Annotated in this window: 17 protein-coding genes; 12 read left to right on the top strand and 5 right to left on the bottom strand. The window is 68.2% G+C overall.

Features of this window, described 5'->3' with window-relative positions; genetic code table 11:
* Both VGS97_RS05585 and VGS97_RS05580 read right to left on the bottom strand, forming a co-directional pair.
* Positions 1 to 976, bottom strand: a 976-nt coding sequence (locus VGS97_RS05585; RefSeq protein ID WP_414641648.1) for a GlgB N-terminal domain-containing protein, incomplete at its 3' end; no start/stop codon positions are given.
* 149 nt (positions 977 to 1125) lie between these two features.
* Complete coding sequence (locus VGS97_RS05580; protein WP_326852128.1) at positions 1126 to 1422, bottom strand: LapA family protein; 297 nt, start codon at positions 1420 to 1422, stop codon at positions 1126 to 1128.
* Positions 1423 to 1702: 280 nt separating this feature from the next.
* On the opposite strand from VGS97_RS05580, the gene VGS97_RS05575 reads away from it, so the two are divergent.
* Together VGS97_RS05575 and VGS97_RS05570 are read left to right on the top strand one after the other, a co-directional pair.
* Positions 1703 to 2011 (top strand): DUF3017 domain-containing protein, encoded by a 309-nt coding sequence (locus VGS97_RS05575; RefSeq protein ID WP_326852126.1) that lies wholly within the window; start codon positions 1703 to 1705, stop codon positions 2009 to 2011.
* Positions 2012 to 2204: 193 nt separating this feature from the next.
* On the top strand, positions 2205 to 3422 hold the full coding sequence (locus VGS97_RS05570) for an NADP-dependent isocitrate dehydrogenase (protein WP_326852125.1): 1218 nt from the start codon (positions 2205 to 2207) through the stop codon (positions 3420 to 3422).
* A 24-nt stretch (positions 3423 to 3446) separates the two neighbouring features.
* On the opposite strand, the gene VGS97_RS05565 is transcribed toward VGS97_RS05570, so the two are convergent.
* Both VGS97_RS05565 and VGS97_RS05560 read right to left on the bottom strand, forming a co-directional pair.
* The gene (locus VGS97_RS05565; RefSeq protein WP_326852131.1) at positions 3447 to 4040 is read right to left on the bottom strand and encodes an RloB family protein; all 594 of its coding nucleotides are present in this window, start codon (positions 4038 to 4040) and stop codon (positions 3447 to 3449) included.
* A gap of 64 nt (positions 4041 to 4104) precedes the next feature.
* The gene (locus tag VGS97_RS05560) at positions 4105 to 5409 is read right to left on the bottom strand and encodes an ATP-binding protein (protein ID WP_326852124.1); all 1305 of its coding nucleotides are present in this window, start codon (positions 5407 to 5409) and stop codon (positions 4105 to 4107) included.
* A gap of 267 nt (positions 5410 to 5676) precedes the next feature.
* Here VGS97_RS05560 and VGS97_RS05555 point away from each other — a divergent pair, with 267 nt between their 5' ends.
* From VGS97_RS05555 to VGS97_RS05545, 3 genes are all read left to right on the top strand, one after another.
* Entirely contained in the window at positions 5677 to 6666 is a 990-nt protein-coding gene (locus VGS97_RS05555; protein WP_326852123.1) for a malate dehydrogenase, read from the top strand.
* Between the two features lie 95 nt (positions 6667 to 6761).
* Positions 6762 to 8423, top strand: a complete 1662-nt coding sequence (locus VGS97_RS05550; protein ID WP_326852121.1) for a DUF885 domain-containing protein — start codon at positions 6762 to 6764, stop codon at positions 8421 to 8423.
* 150 nt (positions 8424 to 8573) lie between these two features.
* Complete coding sequence (locus VGS97_RS05545) at positions 8574 to 9020, top strand: cellulose binding domain-containing protein (RefSeq protein ID WP_326852120.1); 447 nt, start codon at positions 8574 to 8576, stop codon at positions 9018 to 9020.
* A 21-nt stretch (positions 9021 to 9041) separates the two neighbouring features.
* Here the strand turns inward: VGS97_RS05545 and VGS97_RS05540 are convergent, their stop codons facing one another.
* The gene (locus VGS97_RS05540; RefSeq protein ID WP_326852119.1) at positions 9042 to 9479 is read right to left on the bottom strand and encodes an Lrp/AsnC family transcriptional regulator; all 438 of its coding nucleotides are present in this window, start codon (positions 9477 to 9479) and stop codon (positions 9042 to 9044) included.
* Between the two features lie 147 nt (positions 9480 to 9626).
* On the opposite strand from VGS97_RS05540, the gene VGS97_RS05535 reads away from it, so the two are divergent.
* The 7 genes from VGS97_RS05535 to VGS97_RS05505 all read left to right on the top strand — a co-directional run bounded on the left by VGS97_RS05535 (position 9627) and on the right by VGS97_RS05505 (position 17431).
* Positions 9627 to 11033: a hemolysin family protein gene (locus VGS97_RS05535; protein WP_326852118.1), complete on the top strand. Its 1407-nt coding sequence runs from the start codon at positions 9627 to 9629 to the stop codon at positions 11031 to 11033.
* A gap of 69 nt (positions 11034 to 11102) precedes the next feature.
* Entirely contained in the window at positions 11103 to 12191 is a 1089-nt protein-coding gene (gene trpS / locus VGS97_RS05530) for a tryptophan--tRNA ligase (RefSeq protein WP_326852117.1), read from the top strand.
* A complete protein-coding gene (locus VGS97_RS05525) occupies positions 12188 to 12718 on the top strand; it encodes a 2'-5' RNA ligase family protein (RefSeq protein ID WP_326852116.1) in 531 nt (176 codons plus the stop codon). The genes trpS and VGS97_RS05525 overlap by 4 nt, the downstream gene beginning before the upstream one ends.
* A 31-nt stretch (positions 12719 to 12749) precedes the next feature.
* Complete coding sequence (locus tag VGS97_RS05520; protein WP_326852115.1) at positions 12750 to 13670, top strand: YihY/virulence factor BrkB family protein; 921 nt, start codon at positions 12750 to 12752, stop codon at positions 13668 to 13670.
* The gene (locus VGS97_RS05515) at positions 13667 to 14095 is read left to right on the top strand and encodes an OsmC family protein (protein WP_326852114.1); all 429 of its coding nucleotides are present in this window, start codon (positions 13667 to 13669) and stop codon (positions 14093 to 14095) included. Before VGS97_RS05520 ends, VGS97_RS05515 begins: the two co-directional genes overlap by 4 nt.
* A 253-nt stretch (positions 14096 to 14348) precedes the next feature.
* A complete protein-coding gene (locus tag VGS97_RS05510) occupies positions 14349 to 15920 on the top strand; it encodes an acyl-CoA mutase large subunit family protein (RefSeq protein WP_326852130.1) in 1572 nt (523 codons plus the stop codon).
* 215 nt (positions 15921 to 16135) lie between these two features.
* The gene (locus VGS97_RS05505) at positions 16136 to 17431 is read left to right on the top strand and encodes an amidohydrolase (protein ID WP_349261992.1); all 1296 of its coding nucleotides are present in this window, start codon (positions 16136 to 16138) and stop codon (positions 17429 to 17431) included.
* Positions 17432 to 17997: the final 566 nt, after the last annotated feature.

Raw genomic sequence — 17997 nt, 5'->3', positions numbered from 1 at the left:
ACTCCACGTGCGTAAAGCCGAGCTCGTTCAGGTAAGGCGGCAACTGCTCCGCCAACCCGCGGTAATCCAGCCCAGGGCGCCAGGACGCGAGGTGCAGTTCGTACACGGACATCGGCGCGCGGTATGGATCCCACTTCGCGCGCCGGTCCAGCCACTGGGAGTCGGACCACTCGTAGTGCGACTCATCGACGATCGAGGCGTTCGCCGGAGGATGCTCGCACTGGCGGGCCAGCGGATCGGCCTTCTGCCGCCACACCCCGTCGCGGCCGAGGATCTCGTACTTGTACCGCGCGCCGGTGCCGACCCCGGGCACGAACAGTTCCCACACGCCGCTGGAGCCCATCGAGCGCAGCGGATGGCTGGTGCCGTTCCAGTAGTTGAAGTCGCCGACAACGCGCACGCCGCGTGCGTTGGGCGCCCACACCGCGAAGGATGTGCCCACCGGCGCTTCGAACGGTGAGCCCGTACCGGCAGGCGCGTCGAAGCGGCGCACCCGCGAGCCGAGCACCTCCCACAGCTGTTCGTGCCGGCCCTCACCGATCAGGTGCAGATCGATCTCGCCGAGTGTCGGCAGGAAGCGGTACGGATCGTCGGTCTCGACGGTCGCGTCGCCGTACCCGATCTCCAGCCGGTAGTCACTGATCTCGATCGGCAGCACCCCGCCGAACAAGCCCTCGCCCTCAGCCGGCAGCGCACAGCGCGAACCGTCGGCCGTGACCACCGTGACCGTCTCGGCGAACGGCCGCAACACCCGCACCAGCGTGCCGCCCTCGGCCGGGTGCGCGCCGAGCAGGCGGTGCGGATCGTGTATGGCCCCGTCCAGCAGGGCCCTGCGTTCGTCCTCGGCGATCGGCTCGGCGGGCACGGCGACCAAGGCGCCGCGGTCGCGGTCGTCGTCGCCACGGACCTCGTCGTCGCGTCCCTCGTCACCGCCGCCGGCCTGGCCGGCGGTCCGTTCGTCGTCGCGCACGGTCACAGCCCCACGTCCTGTCTCGTTCGAGCGGCCCGAGGTCTCGTTTTTCCGTTTTCTACGATGCCATGCACGGTGGCCGGGTGTCGCGCCGCCGCCGCCCCACCCAGCCATGCTCAACCAGACACGCCCAACCAGAGGCGTGTGCCGTCACCTCATCCACGCTGCTTGCGATCCCGGTCCCGGTCCCGCGTACGCCGCTTCAACAGGAAGCCGAGCACCATCCCGGCGAGAAAGGTCCCGGCCAGCACCATCCACAGCTGCGCGGTCACCCAGACCAGCCAGAAGTGGATCCGGGTGTGACTGGTGTTGGCCAGGATGAACCACACCGTCGCGGCGACGATCAGCAGCCCGATGACCGGTTTCGGACCGACCATCCGCTCGCCCAGCGAGCGTCGCCCTCTCGTCGCGGGTTCGTCCGATGCTGCGCCGATCGGTGGAACGCTACTCATGACTCACTGCTCCATTCGAAGACCACGCGCCGACTGCGACGACAACCACACCGGATGCGTACGTAAGTACCACGCGCCCATACCTTCGCGCCCGAGAATCCAACCGCTCATATGGCTTCTACCCGGATGGCGTACCACCCATCGCCTGTCCATCGCCCGCCCGCCCACTGCCCACCCTCCGCCCGCCCATCCCCCACCCATCACACGCGCTCGACCCCCATCCCTCTTCCCCCCTCCTCCATCGCCCCGGCTGACGTCCGAAAGGTGGTTTAGTGGCTTCATGGAACTTGCCTCTCGCCGGGATGGAGCCTCGATCGGCCGCGCATTGCGCGTACTGGCGGTCGAATGGCCGTTCGCCCTCGTGTTCACCACCGCCTTCGTGGCCGTGATCGTGGTGTCCCTCGGCGCACTCAAGCACGGGCTGACCATTCTCGCCGCGTCCCTGCTGCTCGGCTCGGCGCTGCGCTTCGTGCTGTCCCCGGCCCGCGCCGGCCTGCTGGCGGTGCGCCGTCGCGGCGTGGACGTCGTGACCATGGCCCTGCTGGGCGCGCTCCTACTGCTGCTGGCCCTGTTCGCCGACACCTTCTGACATCCACTCACCCGAGCACCGCCCCTGGCACCGGCTCCAGTTCCCAACGCCAGCCCCGGCCCCCGGCCCCTGAGTAACGGGCTGGTTTCACCCCCACCACGCCGCCACGGTACTCTCGTCCACGGCGACTTATCTTGACGCCAAGATAAGTGCCCGCCCCAGTCGAACCCGCCGTGCGCGAAGGACCGTCCCCATGCCCAAGATCAAGGTAGCCAACCCGGTCGTCGAACTCGACGGCGACGAGATGACCCGGATCATCTGGCAGTTCATCAAGGACTCGCTGATCCTGCCGTACCTCGACGTCGACCTGAAGTACTACGACCTCGGGATCGAGCACCGCGACGCCACCGCCGACCAGGTCACCGTCGACGCAGCCAACGCGATCAAGCAGTACGGCGTCGGCGTGAAGTGCGCGACGATCACTCCGGACGAGGCGCGGGTCGAGGAGTTCGGCCTGAAGAAGATGTGGAAGTCCCCGAACGGCACCATCCGCAACATTCTCGGCGGCGTGATCTTCCGCGAGCCGATCATCATGCAGAACGTGCCGCGGCTGGTGCCCAGCTGGACCAAGCCCATCGTGATCGGCCGCCACGCCTTCGGCGACCAGTATCGCGCCACCGACCTGAAGGTCCCCGGCGCCGGCACGCTGACCCTGACCTTCACCCCGCAGGACGGCTCCGAGCCGATCGAGCTGAACGTCTTCGACTTCCCCGGCTCCGGCGTGGCGCTGTCGATGTACAACCTCGACGAGTCCATCCGCGACTTCGCCCGTGCCTCGATGCGCTACGGCCTCGACCGCGGCTACCCGGTGTACCTGTCCACGAAGAACACGATCCTCAAGGCCTACGACGGCCAGTTCAAGGACATCTTCCAGGAGGTGTTCGAGACCGAGTTCAAGGCCGAGTTCGAGAAGGCCGACCTGACCTACGAGCACCGGCTGATCGACGACATGGTCGCCTCCGCGCTCAAGTGGGAGGGCGGTTACGTGTGGGCCTGCAAGAACTACGACGGAGACGTGCAGTCCGACACCGTGGCCCAGGGCTTCGGCTCCCTCGGCCTGATGACCAGCGTCCTGATGACCCCCGACGGCAGGACCGTCGAGGCCGAGGCCGCCCACGGCACGGTCACCCGCCACTACCGCCAGCACCAGCAGGGCAAGGCCACCTCCACCAACCCGATCGCGTCGATCTACGCTTGGACCCGCGGCCTCGCGCACCGCGGCAAGCTGGACAACACGCCCGAGGTGACGGCCTTCGCCGACACCCTGGAGCAGGTCTGCGTCGCCACCGTCGAAGGCGGCCAGATGACCAAGGACCTCGCACTGCTCATCGCCCCGGACGCCCCCTGGCTGACCACCCAGGACTTCCTCGCCGCGCTCGACGAGAACCTCAAGAAGGCCATCGCCGGCTGACCCGGCATCCCGAAGCCGAACGAGTTAAGGACGGCCCCGCACGGACTCATCCTGCGGGGCCGTCCCGCCGTTCCGATAACGTAAGGCCTCGACCAACTGCCACATGTTCGTGGAGGGATTCGTCTGGTAGGCGGCGCCCGTCGGATCCAGCATCCGAGCACGGTCAGCGGCGTCCAGGTATCGATCGGCGTAACCGTCACGTACGAAGTCGAGTGCGCTCTTGCGGTAGCCGGGCACGTGTTTCTTGACGACCGCCTTCATCTGTGCGTAATTCGCCAGGTGGGCGCGATGGTTCGCAAAGTGCAACACGAGCCAGAACTCGAAGCACGGATTCGTGATCACCATGGTGATGGCGAGATCGGCAGTCGATGTCCGCGCCGCGCGCTTGACCGCCTTGCCGAGGTTGTCGCCGCTGGCGATGAATTCATCCACGTCGACGACGCACCACAGTTCGTCGTAGGGTTCTGTCGAGCGTGACGCCTTACCCAATCCGTATTCGAGCACGTCAAGCGGCGCGCTTCCCTTCTCCTTCACGTCGACCCGCACTGCCGGGTTCCTCAAGTGAAGTCTCAGGCCATTGATGTACCGCGCCTCGTTCCCCTCCGAACCACATACCACGAGAAGCCGTCGGGACTGACGTACGGCCTGACCGCGTTGGATTGAGGTGCTGCGGGTGGGGTGTCTACTCACCGTCCGCACCGGCCTCGTCAGGGTTCGAGTCGGTCTCGTGCTGTAGTGCGGCGATCACCAACTGGTCGTCGATGAAGGGGACCGCGCCATAACCACCGCCCAGATAGCGGCGCTCGGTGTTCTCCTTGTTCCTCGGCTTGAAGTCGCTGAGCGGGAACAGGACGGTCGCTCCGTCCTGTTCTCCTTTCTCGACGAACCAGATCTGATCTCGCTTCAGGATCTCGAAGTTGCTTCCGAGCAGTGAAGTGTTGTGCGTAGTGAAGACCAGTTGGGCGGCACGTGGATTCGACTCGGGACTCTGGAACAGACTGACGAGGTGTTGAGCCAGATTCGGATGCAGATTCGACTCGAGTTCGTCGATGACCATCACCGAACCGGTTTCAAGACACCCCAGAACGCCAGGCAGCATCGCAAGGAAGGTTCTCGTGCCGGCTGACTGCTGCTCAAGAGACAGGTGGGCGTTCCCCTTGTCGCCGCTCATCTCGAAAAGCAGCTCCACCTGAATTCGGGCCGATCTCCTGCGGCCGTCCACTGTCTTCGTCTCTCGGAAGATGCGATAACCAGCTCTCGGGTCTGCTGAAGCGCCGTCATCGAGCTCGCGGACGATCACGTCTCTGATGCCGACGTCCGCGAACTTCAGCAACTTCAGCGCTTTCTTGCGATTATCCTCCCGGTACAGCCACGAGGCGGTTCTTACCGGATTGGATGAGGGCTGCTGCGAGCTGGTCGAGACTTCCATGTCTCGTAGCCAGCCATAAACGGGGAGCACATCCTCTTGTGCGTACCGCGCCGCGCTGGTGATGAAAAGAACCGACTCGGGAGTGATCTCCGCGATGCGGTGCAACTCGTTCTGGACAGTGGTACCGAAATGGTATTCGCCGTCTTTTCTTTCGAAGACGATCTGCCTTTTCTTCGACGGGTAGCGGTAAAGCCATTCTTCGGTGACGCCACTGTCGTTCAAGGCGAAACCGTATGTGAAGCGAACACCGCCGATGTCGGCATCGACGATGAACCAGCTGTCCTCTCCCGCCATGGCGGGGTCGAGCACGAAGGGGGAGCGCTCGACGCCGAAGCCGGGTTCTGTCTCCAGATCCGAGCGAAGCGCCATCGTTCGCATGTATCTCAACGCATCGATGAGATTCGACTTTCCGGACGCATTCGCGCCGAAGATGGCCGCTACGGGTACAGCCGGCCAGTCGACACCCTCGGGGCGGTCGGCTTTGAACGCCCATGCCAGGTTCAGCTGCTGCTCATCGCGCAGCGAGCGGTGGTTCGCGGCTCGGAAGGACAGGAGCATGGACGCTTCCTCCGTCTAGCGGTCAGATCCAGGCGCCACTGTGCAAAAAAATAGCACAAAGAGCGGTCTAGCTCCCTGCAGAGCTCAGCTTACCGTAGCTCCACCTACGTATTGAAGGATGTCGCACGTGTCGTGTTTGTCACGGGAGGGGGGACGGGCTGCGGTCTCGCGGCGGAGTACGGTTGCCTCGGCAAGAAAATCCCAAGTCGTCAACCATTCGTCGACCGGCATCCGGGATGACTCGGTGTCGGCTTGCAGGAGATCGCGATGACCCGCACCCCCGTCAACGTCACCGTCACCGGCGCCGCCGGCCAGATCGGTTACTCGCTGCTTTTCCGCATCGCCGCCGGGCATCTGCTCGGGGCGGACACGCCCGTCCGGCTGCGGTTGCTGGAGATCCCGCAGGCGGTCAAGGCCGCTGAGGGCGTCGCCATGGAGCTCGACGACTGCGCCTTCCCGCTGCTGGCCGGGATCGACATCTTCGACGACCCCATCCCGGCGTTCGCCGGGGCGAACGTGGCGCTGCTGGTCGGGGCGCGGCCGCGTACCGCCGGGATGGAGCGCGGCGACCTGCTGTCGGCCAACGGCGGCATCTTCAGGCCGCAGGGCTCGGCGATCAACGCCGGCGCCGCGTCCGACATCCGCGTGCTGGTGGTCGGGAACCCGGCCAACACCAACGCGCTGATCGCCGCGCATCACGCTCCGGACGTGCCCAAGTCCCGGTTCGGCGCGATGACCCGGCTGGACCACAACCGGGCGGTCGCGCAGGTGGCCGCGAAGGCGGGTGTGCCGGTCACCGAGATCAGCAACCTGACCATCTGGGGCAACCACTCCGCGACGCAGTACCCGGACCTGTTCAACGCCAAGATCTCCGGCAAGAGCGCCGCCGAGTACATCGCCGACCAGGACTGGCTGGAGAACACGTTCATCCCGACCGTGGCCAAGCGCGGCGCGGCGATCATCGAGGCCCGGGGCTCGTCCTCCGCGGCGTCGGCTGCTTCGGCGGCGCTGGACCACGTCTTCACGCTGTTCAACGGCACCGCCGAGGGGGACTGGACCTCCATGGGCATCGTCTCGGACGGTTCCTACGGCGTCCCCGAAGGGCTGGTTTCGTCGTTCCCGGTCACCACTGCGGGCGGGGACTTCTCGATCGTCCAGGGGCTGGAGATCAACGCGTTCTCGCGCGCCCGGATCGACGCCTCTGTCAAGGAGCTGGCGGACGAGCGCGACGCCGTCCGCGCGCTCGGTCTGATCTGATGCCGATCTGACCTGTAGGGATTTCCCTCGTCCCACGCCGACTGCCCGGGAAACCGGCATGCCCCGGCGGGCAGTCGGCGATAGCGTGCGGTTGCATGAGCCATGTCGATGAGATCGCCGACCGGTACGTCGAGCGCGCCGCCGAACTGAACCCGATCGAGGCCACGTACAGCGGCGTGCCCGGCTTCGACGACCTGATGCCCGACCTGAGCCCCGACGGCTTCCGGGCCCGGGCCGAGCTCGACCGCGAGACCGTCGCCGCGCTCGACGCCGAGGCCGTCCCGGACGTGGACGTGCAGGTCGCCAGGGACGCGATGCTGGAACGGCTCGGCCTCGCCGTCGAGATCTACGACGCGGGCGAGGCCACCAGCGACCTCAATGTCATCTCCAGCCCCTTGCAGGCGGTGCGCCAGGTCTTCGACCTGATGCCGGTCGAGGGCGAGAAGGCGCACCGCGACCTCGCCGCGCGGATGGCCGGCGTCCCGGAGGCGTACGCCGGGCTGCGGCGCACGTTGCTGGAGTCGGCGAAGGACGGGCACGTCTCGGCACGGCGTCAAGTTGTCGCGTGTGCGAAGCAGTGCGCCGAGTGGTCCGGGGCTGAAGGCACCGACTTCTACGGCGATCTCGTCGAGCGCACCGGAGCCGAGGGTGCGATGCGAGCCGATCTGGACCGTGCGGCTGCGGCGGCGCGGCGGGCCACTGCGGACTTCGGCGCATTTCTTGAGACCGAGCTGTTGCCGTACGCGCCGGAGCAGGACGCGGCCGGCCGCGACCGGTATCGCCTGGCCTCCCGCTACTTCCTCGGCGCCGCCATCGACCTGGACGAGGCGTACGCGTGGGGTTTGGCAGAGGTGAGGCGGCTGGAGACGGAGATGAACCGGGTCGCCGGGCAGATCGTCCCCGGCGGCACCGTCGATGACGCCGTCGCCGCACTCGACGCCGAACCCGGCCGCCGGATCCAGGGCAAGGCGGCCTTCCGCGACTGGATGCAGGAGCTGGCCGACCGCACCATCGGCGAGATGCACGGCAAGCATTTCGACATCCCGGAGCCGGCCCGTCGCATCGAGTGCATGATCACCCCGACGAGCGACGGCGGCATCTATTACACCGGCCCGAGCGAGGACTTCAGCCGGCCCGGCCGGATGTGGTGGGCGGTGGCCGACGGCGTCACCGAGTTCTCCACCTGGCGCGAGGTGACCACCGTCTACCACGAGGGCGTGCCCGGCCATCATTTGCAGATCGCGCAGGCCGTCTACCAGCGGGAGAAGCTGAACCGGTGGCGGCGGCTGATGTGTTGGGTCTCCGGGCACGGCGAGGGCTGGGCGCTGTACTCCGAACGGCTGATGGAGGAACTGGGCTACCTGGAGGACCCGGGCGCACGCCTCGGCATGCTCGACGGCCAGATGCTGCGCGCCGCCCGCGTCGTCGTCGACCTCGGCGTGCATCTGGGGCTGTCGATCCCGGCCGGTACCGGCTGGCATGACGGCGAGGTCTGGAACGCCGGGCTGGCATGGGAGTTCCTGCGCGGCCACGTCCGGACCGAGGACGAGATGCTGCGCTTCGAGCTCAATCGCTACCTCGGCTGGCCGGGCCAGGCCCCGTCGTACAAGCTCGGCGAGCGGATCTGGCTCCAGGCGCGTGAGGACGCGCGGGCGAGGAAGGGCGCGGCGTTCGACCTCAAGGAGTTCCACAGCCAGGCACTCGCCCTTGGCGCGCTTGGTCTCGACCCGTTGCGGGCCGCGTTGGCGCGCCTGTAGCCGTGACGGGTTGCGGCTGAGAGTTTCAGGGTGGGCGGCGGAGCGTGCGGTGACGACCTGCGCATCAGGGCCCGGTGTCGGATTTGCGGTTGCTGTGCGGATTTCTCGGCCGTACCGTGCACTCGGTTTTCGACGCGAGGAAGGACTCTGATGCACAAGCGGGGAATCGCGCTGCGCGCCGTCGTCCCGATGCTCGCCCTCGGCCTCGTGCCGGTGTCCGCCGCTGCGGCGTCTGCGGCGCCGGCTCCGGCGGCCGCGAGCGGGGTGATGGCGTGCAAGGCCACGCCGGTCGTCTCCACCGCCTGGCAGGGCGGTTTCGACCTCCAGTTCGTGATCACGAACACCGGCACCGTCGCGTTCAACGAGTGGACCGTCACGTTCGACCTGCCGGTCGGCGACACGGTTTACACCACCTGGAACGGTGAGATCCAGCAGAGCGGGCAGCATGTCGTCGCGACGAACTACCCGTCGACCGGCTACAACTCGTTGCTCGCGCCCGGCAGCTCGACTACCAGCTTCGGCATGGTGGTGGAGGGTACTGGTGGCGACACGATCAGCAACGTCACATGCACGCCCGGACTGTTCCCGACGCAGTGAGCGAGTGGCCGGGAGTGAGGGTCAGCGGCGGTCGATGAGGCGGGAGAGCACGAGTACGGATTTGGTCTGCTGTACGAACGGCGCCGTGCGCACGCGCTCCAGCACCGTCTCCAGGTGAGCGGTGCCCCGCGTGCGCAGGTGCAGTAACGCGTCGGCTTCGCCGGTTACGGTGTACGCCGCCACGATCTCCGGGTTCTCGGACATCGCGGTGCGGATTGCGTCAGGCGACGTACGTCCCGTGCAGTAGAGCTCGACGAATGCCTCGGTGGTCCAGCCGAGTGCGACCGGATCGACCAGCGCGGTGAAACCGGTGATCAGCCCCTCGGCGCGTAACCGGTCCACCCGGCGCTTCACCGCCGGCGCCGACAGGCCCACCTGCGCGCCGATGTCGGCGTAGGCGCTTCGGGCATCGCGTAACAGGCAGCCGATGATCCGCTCGTCCGTCTCGTCCGTTCGCACGCGGCGAGTTTAGAGGCGCCCTCCACAGAACGGCAGGCTGGGCCGTACGCAGGCAGCTCGCATCCGCCGAATCGCTAAACTTCCGCGTATGGGCGAAAGTACCGGCTCCAGAGCCAGATCTCTGGACCCAGGCGGACATAGACAGGCGTGCGCGCCACCCCGGCGGAGCCTCCGGCCACAGCGGCGGCCGGAGCCGACCAGGCAGGTGCTGCGCACGCCGTGAACTCGACCATCGCCTCAAGTCTCGTCGTACTCGCCCTGATCCTGATCGAGGCGCTGTTCGTCGCCTCCGAGATCGCGCTGGTCTCGCTGCGCGAGGGCCAGCTCCAGGCGCTGGCCACGTCCGGCAAGCGCGGCAGCACCGTGGTGCGCCTCGTCGGCAATCCGAACCGCTTCCTGGCCACGGTGCAGATCGGCGTCACCCTCACCGCGCTGCTCTCCTCCGCCTACGGCGCGACCACGCTGTCCGAGGACGCCAAGCGGGCCCTGGTCCGCGCCGGGCTCGCCTCCGGTCTGGCCGGGTTCATCGGCCTGGTCGGCGTCACGATGATCATCTCGTTCGTCACGCTGGTGATCGGCGAGCTCGCGCCCAAGCGGCTGGCCCTGCAACGGGCCGAGTCGACCTCGAAGGCCGTGGCCCCCTTCCTGCAAGGGATGGCCCGGCTGTGCCGGCCGGTCATCTGGCTGCTGTCGGTCTGCACGGACGGCATCGTGCGGCTCTTCGGCGGCGATCCGGCGGCTTCTCGCGAGCAGGTCAGCGAGGAGGAACTGCGCCAACTCGTCGCCTCCACCGAGACGCTGACCAGCGACGAGCGGCGGCTGATCGACGAGGTCTTCGGCGCCGGCGACCGGCAGCTGCGCGAGGTGCTGGTCCCGCGTACCGAGGTGGTGTTCCTCGACGGGGCGATGCCGCTGGCCGACGCCGCAGCTCTGATAGGCCGCCGTCCGCACTCCCGCTATCCGGTGACCGACGGCTCGTCGGACAACGTCGCCGGGTTCGTCCACGTGCGCGACCTACTCGCCCCGGACACCGCGCAGCAGGCCGCGCGCGTCGCCGATCTGGCCCGGCCGGTGATATTCCTGCCGGAGACCAAGCACGTGCTCTCGGCCCTCTCCGAGATGCGCCGGGACTCGTTCCACCTGGCCATCGTGCTCGACGAGTACGGCGGCACCGCCGGGATCGTCACGCTGGAAGACCTCGTCGAGGAGGTCATCGGCGACATCCGCGACGAGTACGACATCGCCCGCGCCCGCGTCACCCGGCTGCGTGACGGAGACCTCGAACTCGACGGCCTGATCAACCTCGAAGACTTCCACGAGGAGACCGGCATCGAGCTGACCGACGGTCCGTACGAGACGCTCGCCGGGTACATCATGGCCCGGCTCGGCCGGGTGCCTGCCGTCGGCGACCAGGTCACGTTCGACGGCCTGAAGCTGACCGTGCACGCGATGGACGGCCGCCGCATCTCACGGGTACGGCTCAGCCGTACCGAGTCGGCCGGCTCAGCCGATGTCGCGCCCGACGCGGCCCGGGGAGCCCAGCAGGACGGTTGACGTGCTGCGCACATACTACCGGGATTACACGGATGAAGCGGGTACGCGGTGTCTGCGACAATGGAGGCTATGTCCGCCGACCGTGATGAGCCGAACACCCAGCAGTCCGCCGCGCCTCCCGCGCGCCCGCGGGTGCTCAGCGGGATCCAGCCCACCGCCGACTCGTTCCACCTCGGCAACTACCTGGGTGCGATCAGCAACTGGGTGAAGCTCCAGGACGAATACGACGCCTTCTACTGCGTCGTCGACCTGCACGCGATCACCGTCGAGCAGGACCCGGCCACGTTGCGCCGCCGCACCCGCGTCGCCGCCGCGCAGCTGCTCGCGGCCGGCCTGGATCCGCAGCGCTGCACGCTGTTCGTGCAGAGCCACGTGCCCGAGCACGCGCAGCTGGGCTGGGTGATGAACTGCATCACCGGCTTCGGCGAGGCCTCCCGGATGACCCAGTTCAAGGACAAGTCGGCGCGGCACGGTACCGGCGCGACCACCGTCGGGCTGTTCACCTACCCGATCCTCCAAGTCGCCGACATCCTGGTCTACCAGGCGAACTACGTGCCGGTCGGCGAGGACCAGCGCCAGCACGTGGAGCTGACCCGCGATCTGGCGCAGCGGTTCAACGGCCGGTACGGCGAGACGTTCACGGTCCCGCAGCCGTACATCGTCAGGGACACCGCCAAGATCATGGACCTCCAGGACCCCGCCTCGAAGATGTCGAAGTCGGCCGAGTCGCCGGCCGGCCTGATCGAGCTGCTGGCCGATCCCAAGGCCAACGCGAAGAAGATCAAGTCGGCGGTCACCGACGCCGAGCGGGAGATCCGCTTCGACGAGGAGAACAAGCCCGGCGTCTCCAACCTGCTGCGCATCTACTGCGCGCTGGACGGCCGCTCGATCCCCGAGCTGGAGCGGGACTACGCGGGCCGCGGCTACGGCGACCTGAAGACGGACCTCGCCGAGGTCGTCGCGAGCACCTTCGGCGCCTTCAAGGAGCGCACCGAGGCGGTGCTGGCCGATCCCGACAAGCTCGACGCGATCCTGGCCGACGGCGCGGAGCGGGCGCGCGCCGTGGCCGCCCCGACCCTGGCGGCGGCCTACGACCGGATCGGTTTTCTGGCCGGCGCACCGGTGGCCGGGCGATCGGCTACTGTGCTGCCTAAATGAGTACGATCGGCATACTGCTGGCGATACCGGAACCGTACGGCGGCGAGCTGCGTGCCCGGCGTGCCGCGTACGGCGACCCGCAGGCGGCGGTGGTGCCGACGCACGTCACCCTGCTCCCGCCGACCGAGGTGGATCCGACGGTGGTGCCGCAGATCGAGGGGCATCTGACCGCCATCGCCGCGCGCGGTCGGCCGTTCGCCATGCGGCTGTCCGGCACCGGCACGTTCCGTCCGGTCTCACGGGTGGTCTTCGTGCGAGTGGTGCAGGGCTTGCTGGAGTGCGTGGAGCTTGAGGCACACGTGCGCACCGGGGTGCTGTACCGGGAGCTTCAGTTCCCGTATCACCCGCACGTCACCATCGCCCACGACCTCGGCGACGCGGCGCTCGACGCGGCGCAGGCGGACCTCGCGCACTACGATGCGCGGTTCGACATCGACGGCTTCGGCCTCTATCAGATGGAACCCGCGGGGAAGTGGCGCACGGTGCGTTCCTTCGCCTTTCCGACAGCGGCCCGCGCCGCTGCATAGTCGGTACACGCTGCGCGACTAGCCTGGACGAGTGCCGGGCAGCGGAGTCAAGGGGCGGATCAAACGGCGTTTCGGGCCGCTGCTTGAGCGGGCAGGGCGCACCACGGTGATGCGTGCCTACGACCGCTACCGCATCCATCGCGGCAGCCGCCTGGCCGCGGCGATCACCTACTCGGCGTTCCTCTCGCTCTTCCCGCTGCTGGCGATCAGTGTCGCGATCGCCGCCGCGGCGCTCGGCGACTCCGGCGCGAAGCGCCTGCGCGACCACGTCTCGGCGAACGTGCCGGGCATCGCCGACAAACTGCCGCTGGACGGGGTCGTCAACAACGCGGCCACGATCGGCCTGATCAGTGGGCTGCTGCTGGTCTGGTCGGGGCTGTCGTGGGTCAACGCGGCGCGCGGCGGCCTGCGCACCATCTGGGCGGTGGAGGACATGCCGGGCAGCTTCGTCACCCGCAAGCTCGTCGATCTCGTCGCGCTGGTCGGCCTGGGCGTCACGGCCGTCGTCTCGTTGGCCGCCTCGGCGGCGACCTCCGCGCTTGCCGACGTGATCCTGCGTCACCTCGGGCTCGCCGACACCACGGGTGCGCGCGTGTTCCTGTGGACACTCGGCACCGTCGTCGCCCTGGCCGCGTCCACCGTGATGTTCGCCTACCTGCTCGCCGGCATCCCGCGTCTGCGCATCCCCCGAGGCGTCCTACTGCGCACGGCGTTGGTCGCCGCAGTGCTGTTCGAGGTGACCAAGGGCCTGGTGGCCGCGTATCTGGATCGTGTCGCCGGCAAGACCCTCTACGGTGCGTTCGGCGTCCCCATCGCACTCCTGCTCTGGTTCGACATCACGTTCCAGGCGCTGCTCTTCCTGTCCGCCTGGACGGCGGTCCGTACCGGGGACGTGCTCGGCAAGAACGCTGCTGGCCGGGTGCCGGGCGATCACCTAGGGTCGGCAGCATGACCCAGACATCGCTTCGCACGGTCCAACTCGAACGCGTCTCCGACTTGAGTTTCACCGCGACCAACGCGCACGGCGCCACGATCAACATCGGCAACAGCAGCGAGAACACGTTCGCCCCGGTCGAACTACTGCTCGCGGCGATCGGCGGCTGCACGGCGATGGACGTCGACTACGCGACCAACCGCCACGCCGAGCCGACCGACTTCACCGTCGTCGTGAACGGCAACAAGGTGAGCGACGAGCAGGGCAGTCGGGTCACCGATCTGACGGTCTCGTTCCACGTCACGTTCCCCGAAGGCACCGACGGGGATGCGGCTCGCGCCATCCTGCCGCGCTCGGTGAAGCTGTCCCACGACAAGTTGTGCACGGTCTCCCGGACGGTTGAGACCGGAACCCCGGTCACGCCGATCATTGAACCGGCGTAGCCGCCACGCGGTCGCGCATCGTCTTTCGCTCTTCGACCGCTGTCGCGCGAACAGCCAGCGTGTGATTCGCGCGACAGCGGGGTGCGCGGGTGAAGGGCCATCGGCAATACTCGATTCAGAGGCAGCAACCCTCCGGGTGCCGACCGACCACACTGATTGCACGAGGTAACGCATGTCGCCCGACAGCGCACGGTTTGAGAGCGTTCGGCCTGAGACTGCGCAGTCCGACAGCGCGTCTTCCGAACCGGGCGCGCTGAGCGAGTCGGGCCTGCCGATCCGTCCGGTGTACCGCCCGGACGATCTTGCCGGCTGGGATCCGGGGGAGCGGCTCGGAGAGCCGGGGGCCTACCCGTTCACTCGGGGTGTTTATCCGACGATGTACACCGGTCGGCCCTGGACCATGCGGCAGTACGCCGGCTTCGGCACGGCCGCGGAGTCGAACCGCCGTTATCGGCAGCTGATCGAGGCCGGGTCCACCGGCCTCTCGGTCGCCTTCGACCTGCCCACCCAGATGGGTTACGACTCGGACGAGCCGATCGCGCACGGCGAGGTCGGCAAGGTCGGTGTCGCGATCGACTCGATCGAGGACATGCGTACCCTGTTCGGCGGCATCCCGCTGGACCGGGTCTCCACCTCGATGACCATCAACGCCCCCGCCGCGATCCTGTTGCTGCTTTACCAACTGGTCGGCGAGGAGCAGGGCGTCGCGCCCTCGGCGCTGAACGGGACCGTCCAGAACGACATCCTCAAGGAGTACATCGCCCGCGGGACGTACATCTTCCCGCCGGAGCCCTCGCTGCGGCTGGTCTCCGACGTCTTCGCGTACTGCAACCGGGAGATCCCCAAGTGGAACACGATCTCCATCTCCGGCTACCACATGGCCGAGGCCGGGGCGACTCCCGCGCAGGAGATCGCGTTCACGCTGGCCGACGGGATCGCGTACGTACGTGCCGCCGTCGAGTCGGGGCTGGACGTGGACCGGTTCGCCCCGAGGCTGTCGTTCTTCTTCGTCGCGCGTACGACGCTGCTTGAAGAGGTCGCCAAGTTCCGTGCCGCGCGGCGGATCTGGGCGCGGGTGATGCGCGACGAGTTCGGCGCCAGGGACCTCAAGTCGCAGATGCTGCGCTTTCACACCCAGACCGCGGGCGTGCAGCTGACCGCGCAGCAACCCGAGGTGAACATGGTCCGGGTCGCCCTCCAGGCGCTCGGCGCGGTGTTCGGCGGCACTCAGTCGCTGCACACCAACTCCTTCGACGAGGCCATCGCGCTGCCCACGGAGAAGGCCGCGCGCCTCGCCCTGCGCACGCAGCAGGTGATCGCGTACGAGTCCGACGTCACAAAGACGGTGGACCCGTTCGCGGGCTCGTACGTCGTGGAGAAGCTGACCGACGAGCTCGAAGCTGAGATCAGCACGCTGATGGACCGGGTCGAGGCGCTCGGCGGCGCGGTGCGCGCGATCGAGCACGGCTTCCAGAAGTCCGAGATCGAGCGCTCCGCGTACCGGGTCGCGCAGGAGATCGACGGCGGCGAGCGGGTCGTGGTCGGCGTCAACCGGTTCGCCCTCGATGCCGAGGAGCCGTACGAGCCGTTGCGGGTGGACCCGGCCATCGAGTCCCGGCAGGCCGAACGGCTGGCCAAGCTGCGCGCGGACCGGTCCCAGGGCGACGTGGACCGGACGCTCGGCGAGCTGCGGCGGGCGGCTTCGGGCACTGAGAACGTTCTGTTCCCGATGCGCGAGGCGCTGAAGGTCCGTGCTACGGTCGGTGAGGTCTCACACGCACTTCGTGACGTGTGGGGCACGTACGTACCGACCGATGCCTTCTGATCCTGAGCGACCCTGGCCCCGGTGCTCCACCGGAACCGCGCCGATGCGCCGATGCTGGCAGAGCACGAACAGACGGCTGACTGCACCATGCGGACTAGTCCAGAAGAGCTCCTGACAGGTGGCCCTTTGGGGCCATCTTTGGTCACAGTCAAGCTCTCAACTGGCGAGATCACTGTGATTCCCAGGATTGAACGGTCTACCGTAGGGGAATGAGAATGAGTCCGCTGCCGCAAGCCCGGGATCGAGCCGTCGATGACACCGCGTCGTCGCGGCTCTCTGCATTCCTGGCCCGGCAGGAGCCGGAGCTGCTCCGATTCCGGCGGGACCTGCACGCGCACCCCGAGCTCGGTCGCCAGGAGCGGCGCACCACCGAACGGCTCGTCGAGCAGCTTGAGGCCGCGGGCCTGGTTCCGAAGGTCCTTCCGCACGGCTGCGGCGTGATCTGCGACATCGACCCCATCGACGACGATGGCCCGATAGGTGCCGAGCTCTCGGCCGACAGTGCGCACCGGCGCGGCCGACTGGCCATCCGCGCGGACATCGACGCGCTGCCGGTCCAGGAGGCCGAAGCGCTGCCCTTTCGCTCGACCGTCACGGGCGTCTCGCACGCCTGCGGGCACGACGTGCACACAGCCTGCGCGCTGGGCGCCGGCCTGTTCCTGGCCGAGGAGGCCCGCGCCGGGCGGCTGCCGCGCGGCGTGCGGCTGGTGTTCCAGCCGGCCGAGGAGCTGCTGCCCGGCGGCGCGGTCGACATGGTCGACGCGGGGGCGCTGGACGGGGTCGCCTCGATCATCGGCGTGCACTGCGACCCGAAGGTGGACGCCGGGCAGATCGGCCTGCGCACCGGCGCGCTGACCGCCGCCTGCGACACGATCGAGCTGCGGATGTCCGGGCCCGGCGGGCACACCGCGCGGCCGCATCTGACGGTGGACATCGTCTACGCGCTGGCCGCCATGGTCACCGAACTGCCCGCCGCGCTCTCCCGGCGGATGGACCCGCGCGGCGGGGTCTCCGTGGTGTGGGGCCAGATCAACGCCGGGCACGCCTCGAACGCCATTCCGCAGTACGGCGAGGTGCGCGGCACCCTGCGCGCCATGGACCAGCGCGCCTGGAGCCAGGCCCCGGACCTGATACACGAACTGGTGGACTCGATCGCCGCCGTCTACGGGGCCAAGACCGAAATGGAGTACGTGCGCGGCGTGCCGCCGGTGGTCAACGAGGAACACGTCGTGGAACTGCTGCGCGAGGCGGCGCACCGGGCGCTGTCCGTGCCCGGGGGCGCGGGCCCGGACGGGATCGTCGCGGTCGAGCAGTCCATGGGCGGCGAGGACTTCTCCTGGTACCTGCAACACGTGCCCGGCGCGATGGCCAGGCTCGGCGTGCGCACCCCGGGCGACCCGACCCCGCGCGACCTGCACCAGTCGACCTTCGTGGCCGACGAGGCCGCCATCGCGGTCGGCGTGCGGCTCTTCGCGGAGGCGGCCATGGCCGCCGACCACGCTCGGGTGTGAGGCGCCAACCACTGAGTTAGCGGGTGCGCGGGGGTGGATTGCCGACGGTGCAGCGCATGCGGCTGGCGCCGCCTGGGTGCGGGTTGACGGCTGAGCGTGGCGGGGGTACAGAGGGCGTCGCAGCGCTACGTGGTGTTAGCCGCATGAGCGACACCATGCGGCGCCGACGACACCGTCGCCAGGCGACGTCCATCGGCACGTGAGTCCGGCCACCAATCCGCGCACCCTTTTATCGGGTTGCGTGTCCTCTTAGCCCGTTTACAGCCATCCGAAGTGCTACTGGCCTGGCTTTCCGCGATGCTGGCGGTATGTCCGCGACCGCTGCGCATCACAGTTTCATCTCGGGTTCCAGTCGGACCCGTTGCGTTCCGCACACTGGGAAAGACTTCGTCCGGTACGCCGGTCGCCGCGATCTATTCTCGCTGAATCGGCGCCTCTTCGACGCCGACCGGCGCCGGCGGCGCAGGGTCGTCCGACGCGTAGCGGCGGGCGAGCCCGAAGCCGCCGCAGAAAGCCCCGGTCGAGGTCGAAGAGCCGGATCGGCACGGTGTCGCCGCAGTTCTTGT

Origin of the sequence: Actinocrinis sp. (assembly GCF_035946395.1) — a bacterium.
Taxonomy (GTDB): domain Bacteria; phylum Actinomycetota; class Actinomycetes; order Streptomycetales; family Catenulisporaceae; genus Actinocrinis.
Note: the sequence above shows the minus strand (reverse complement) of the source record. Positions and strands in the feature narration are given on the sequence as shown.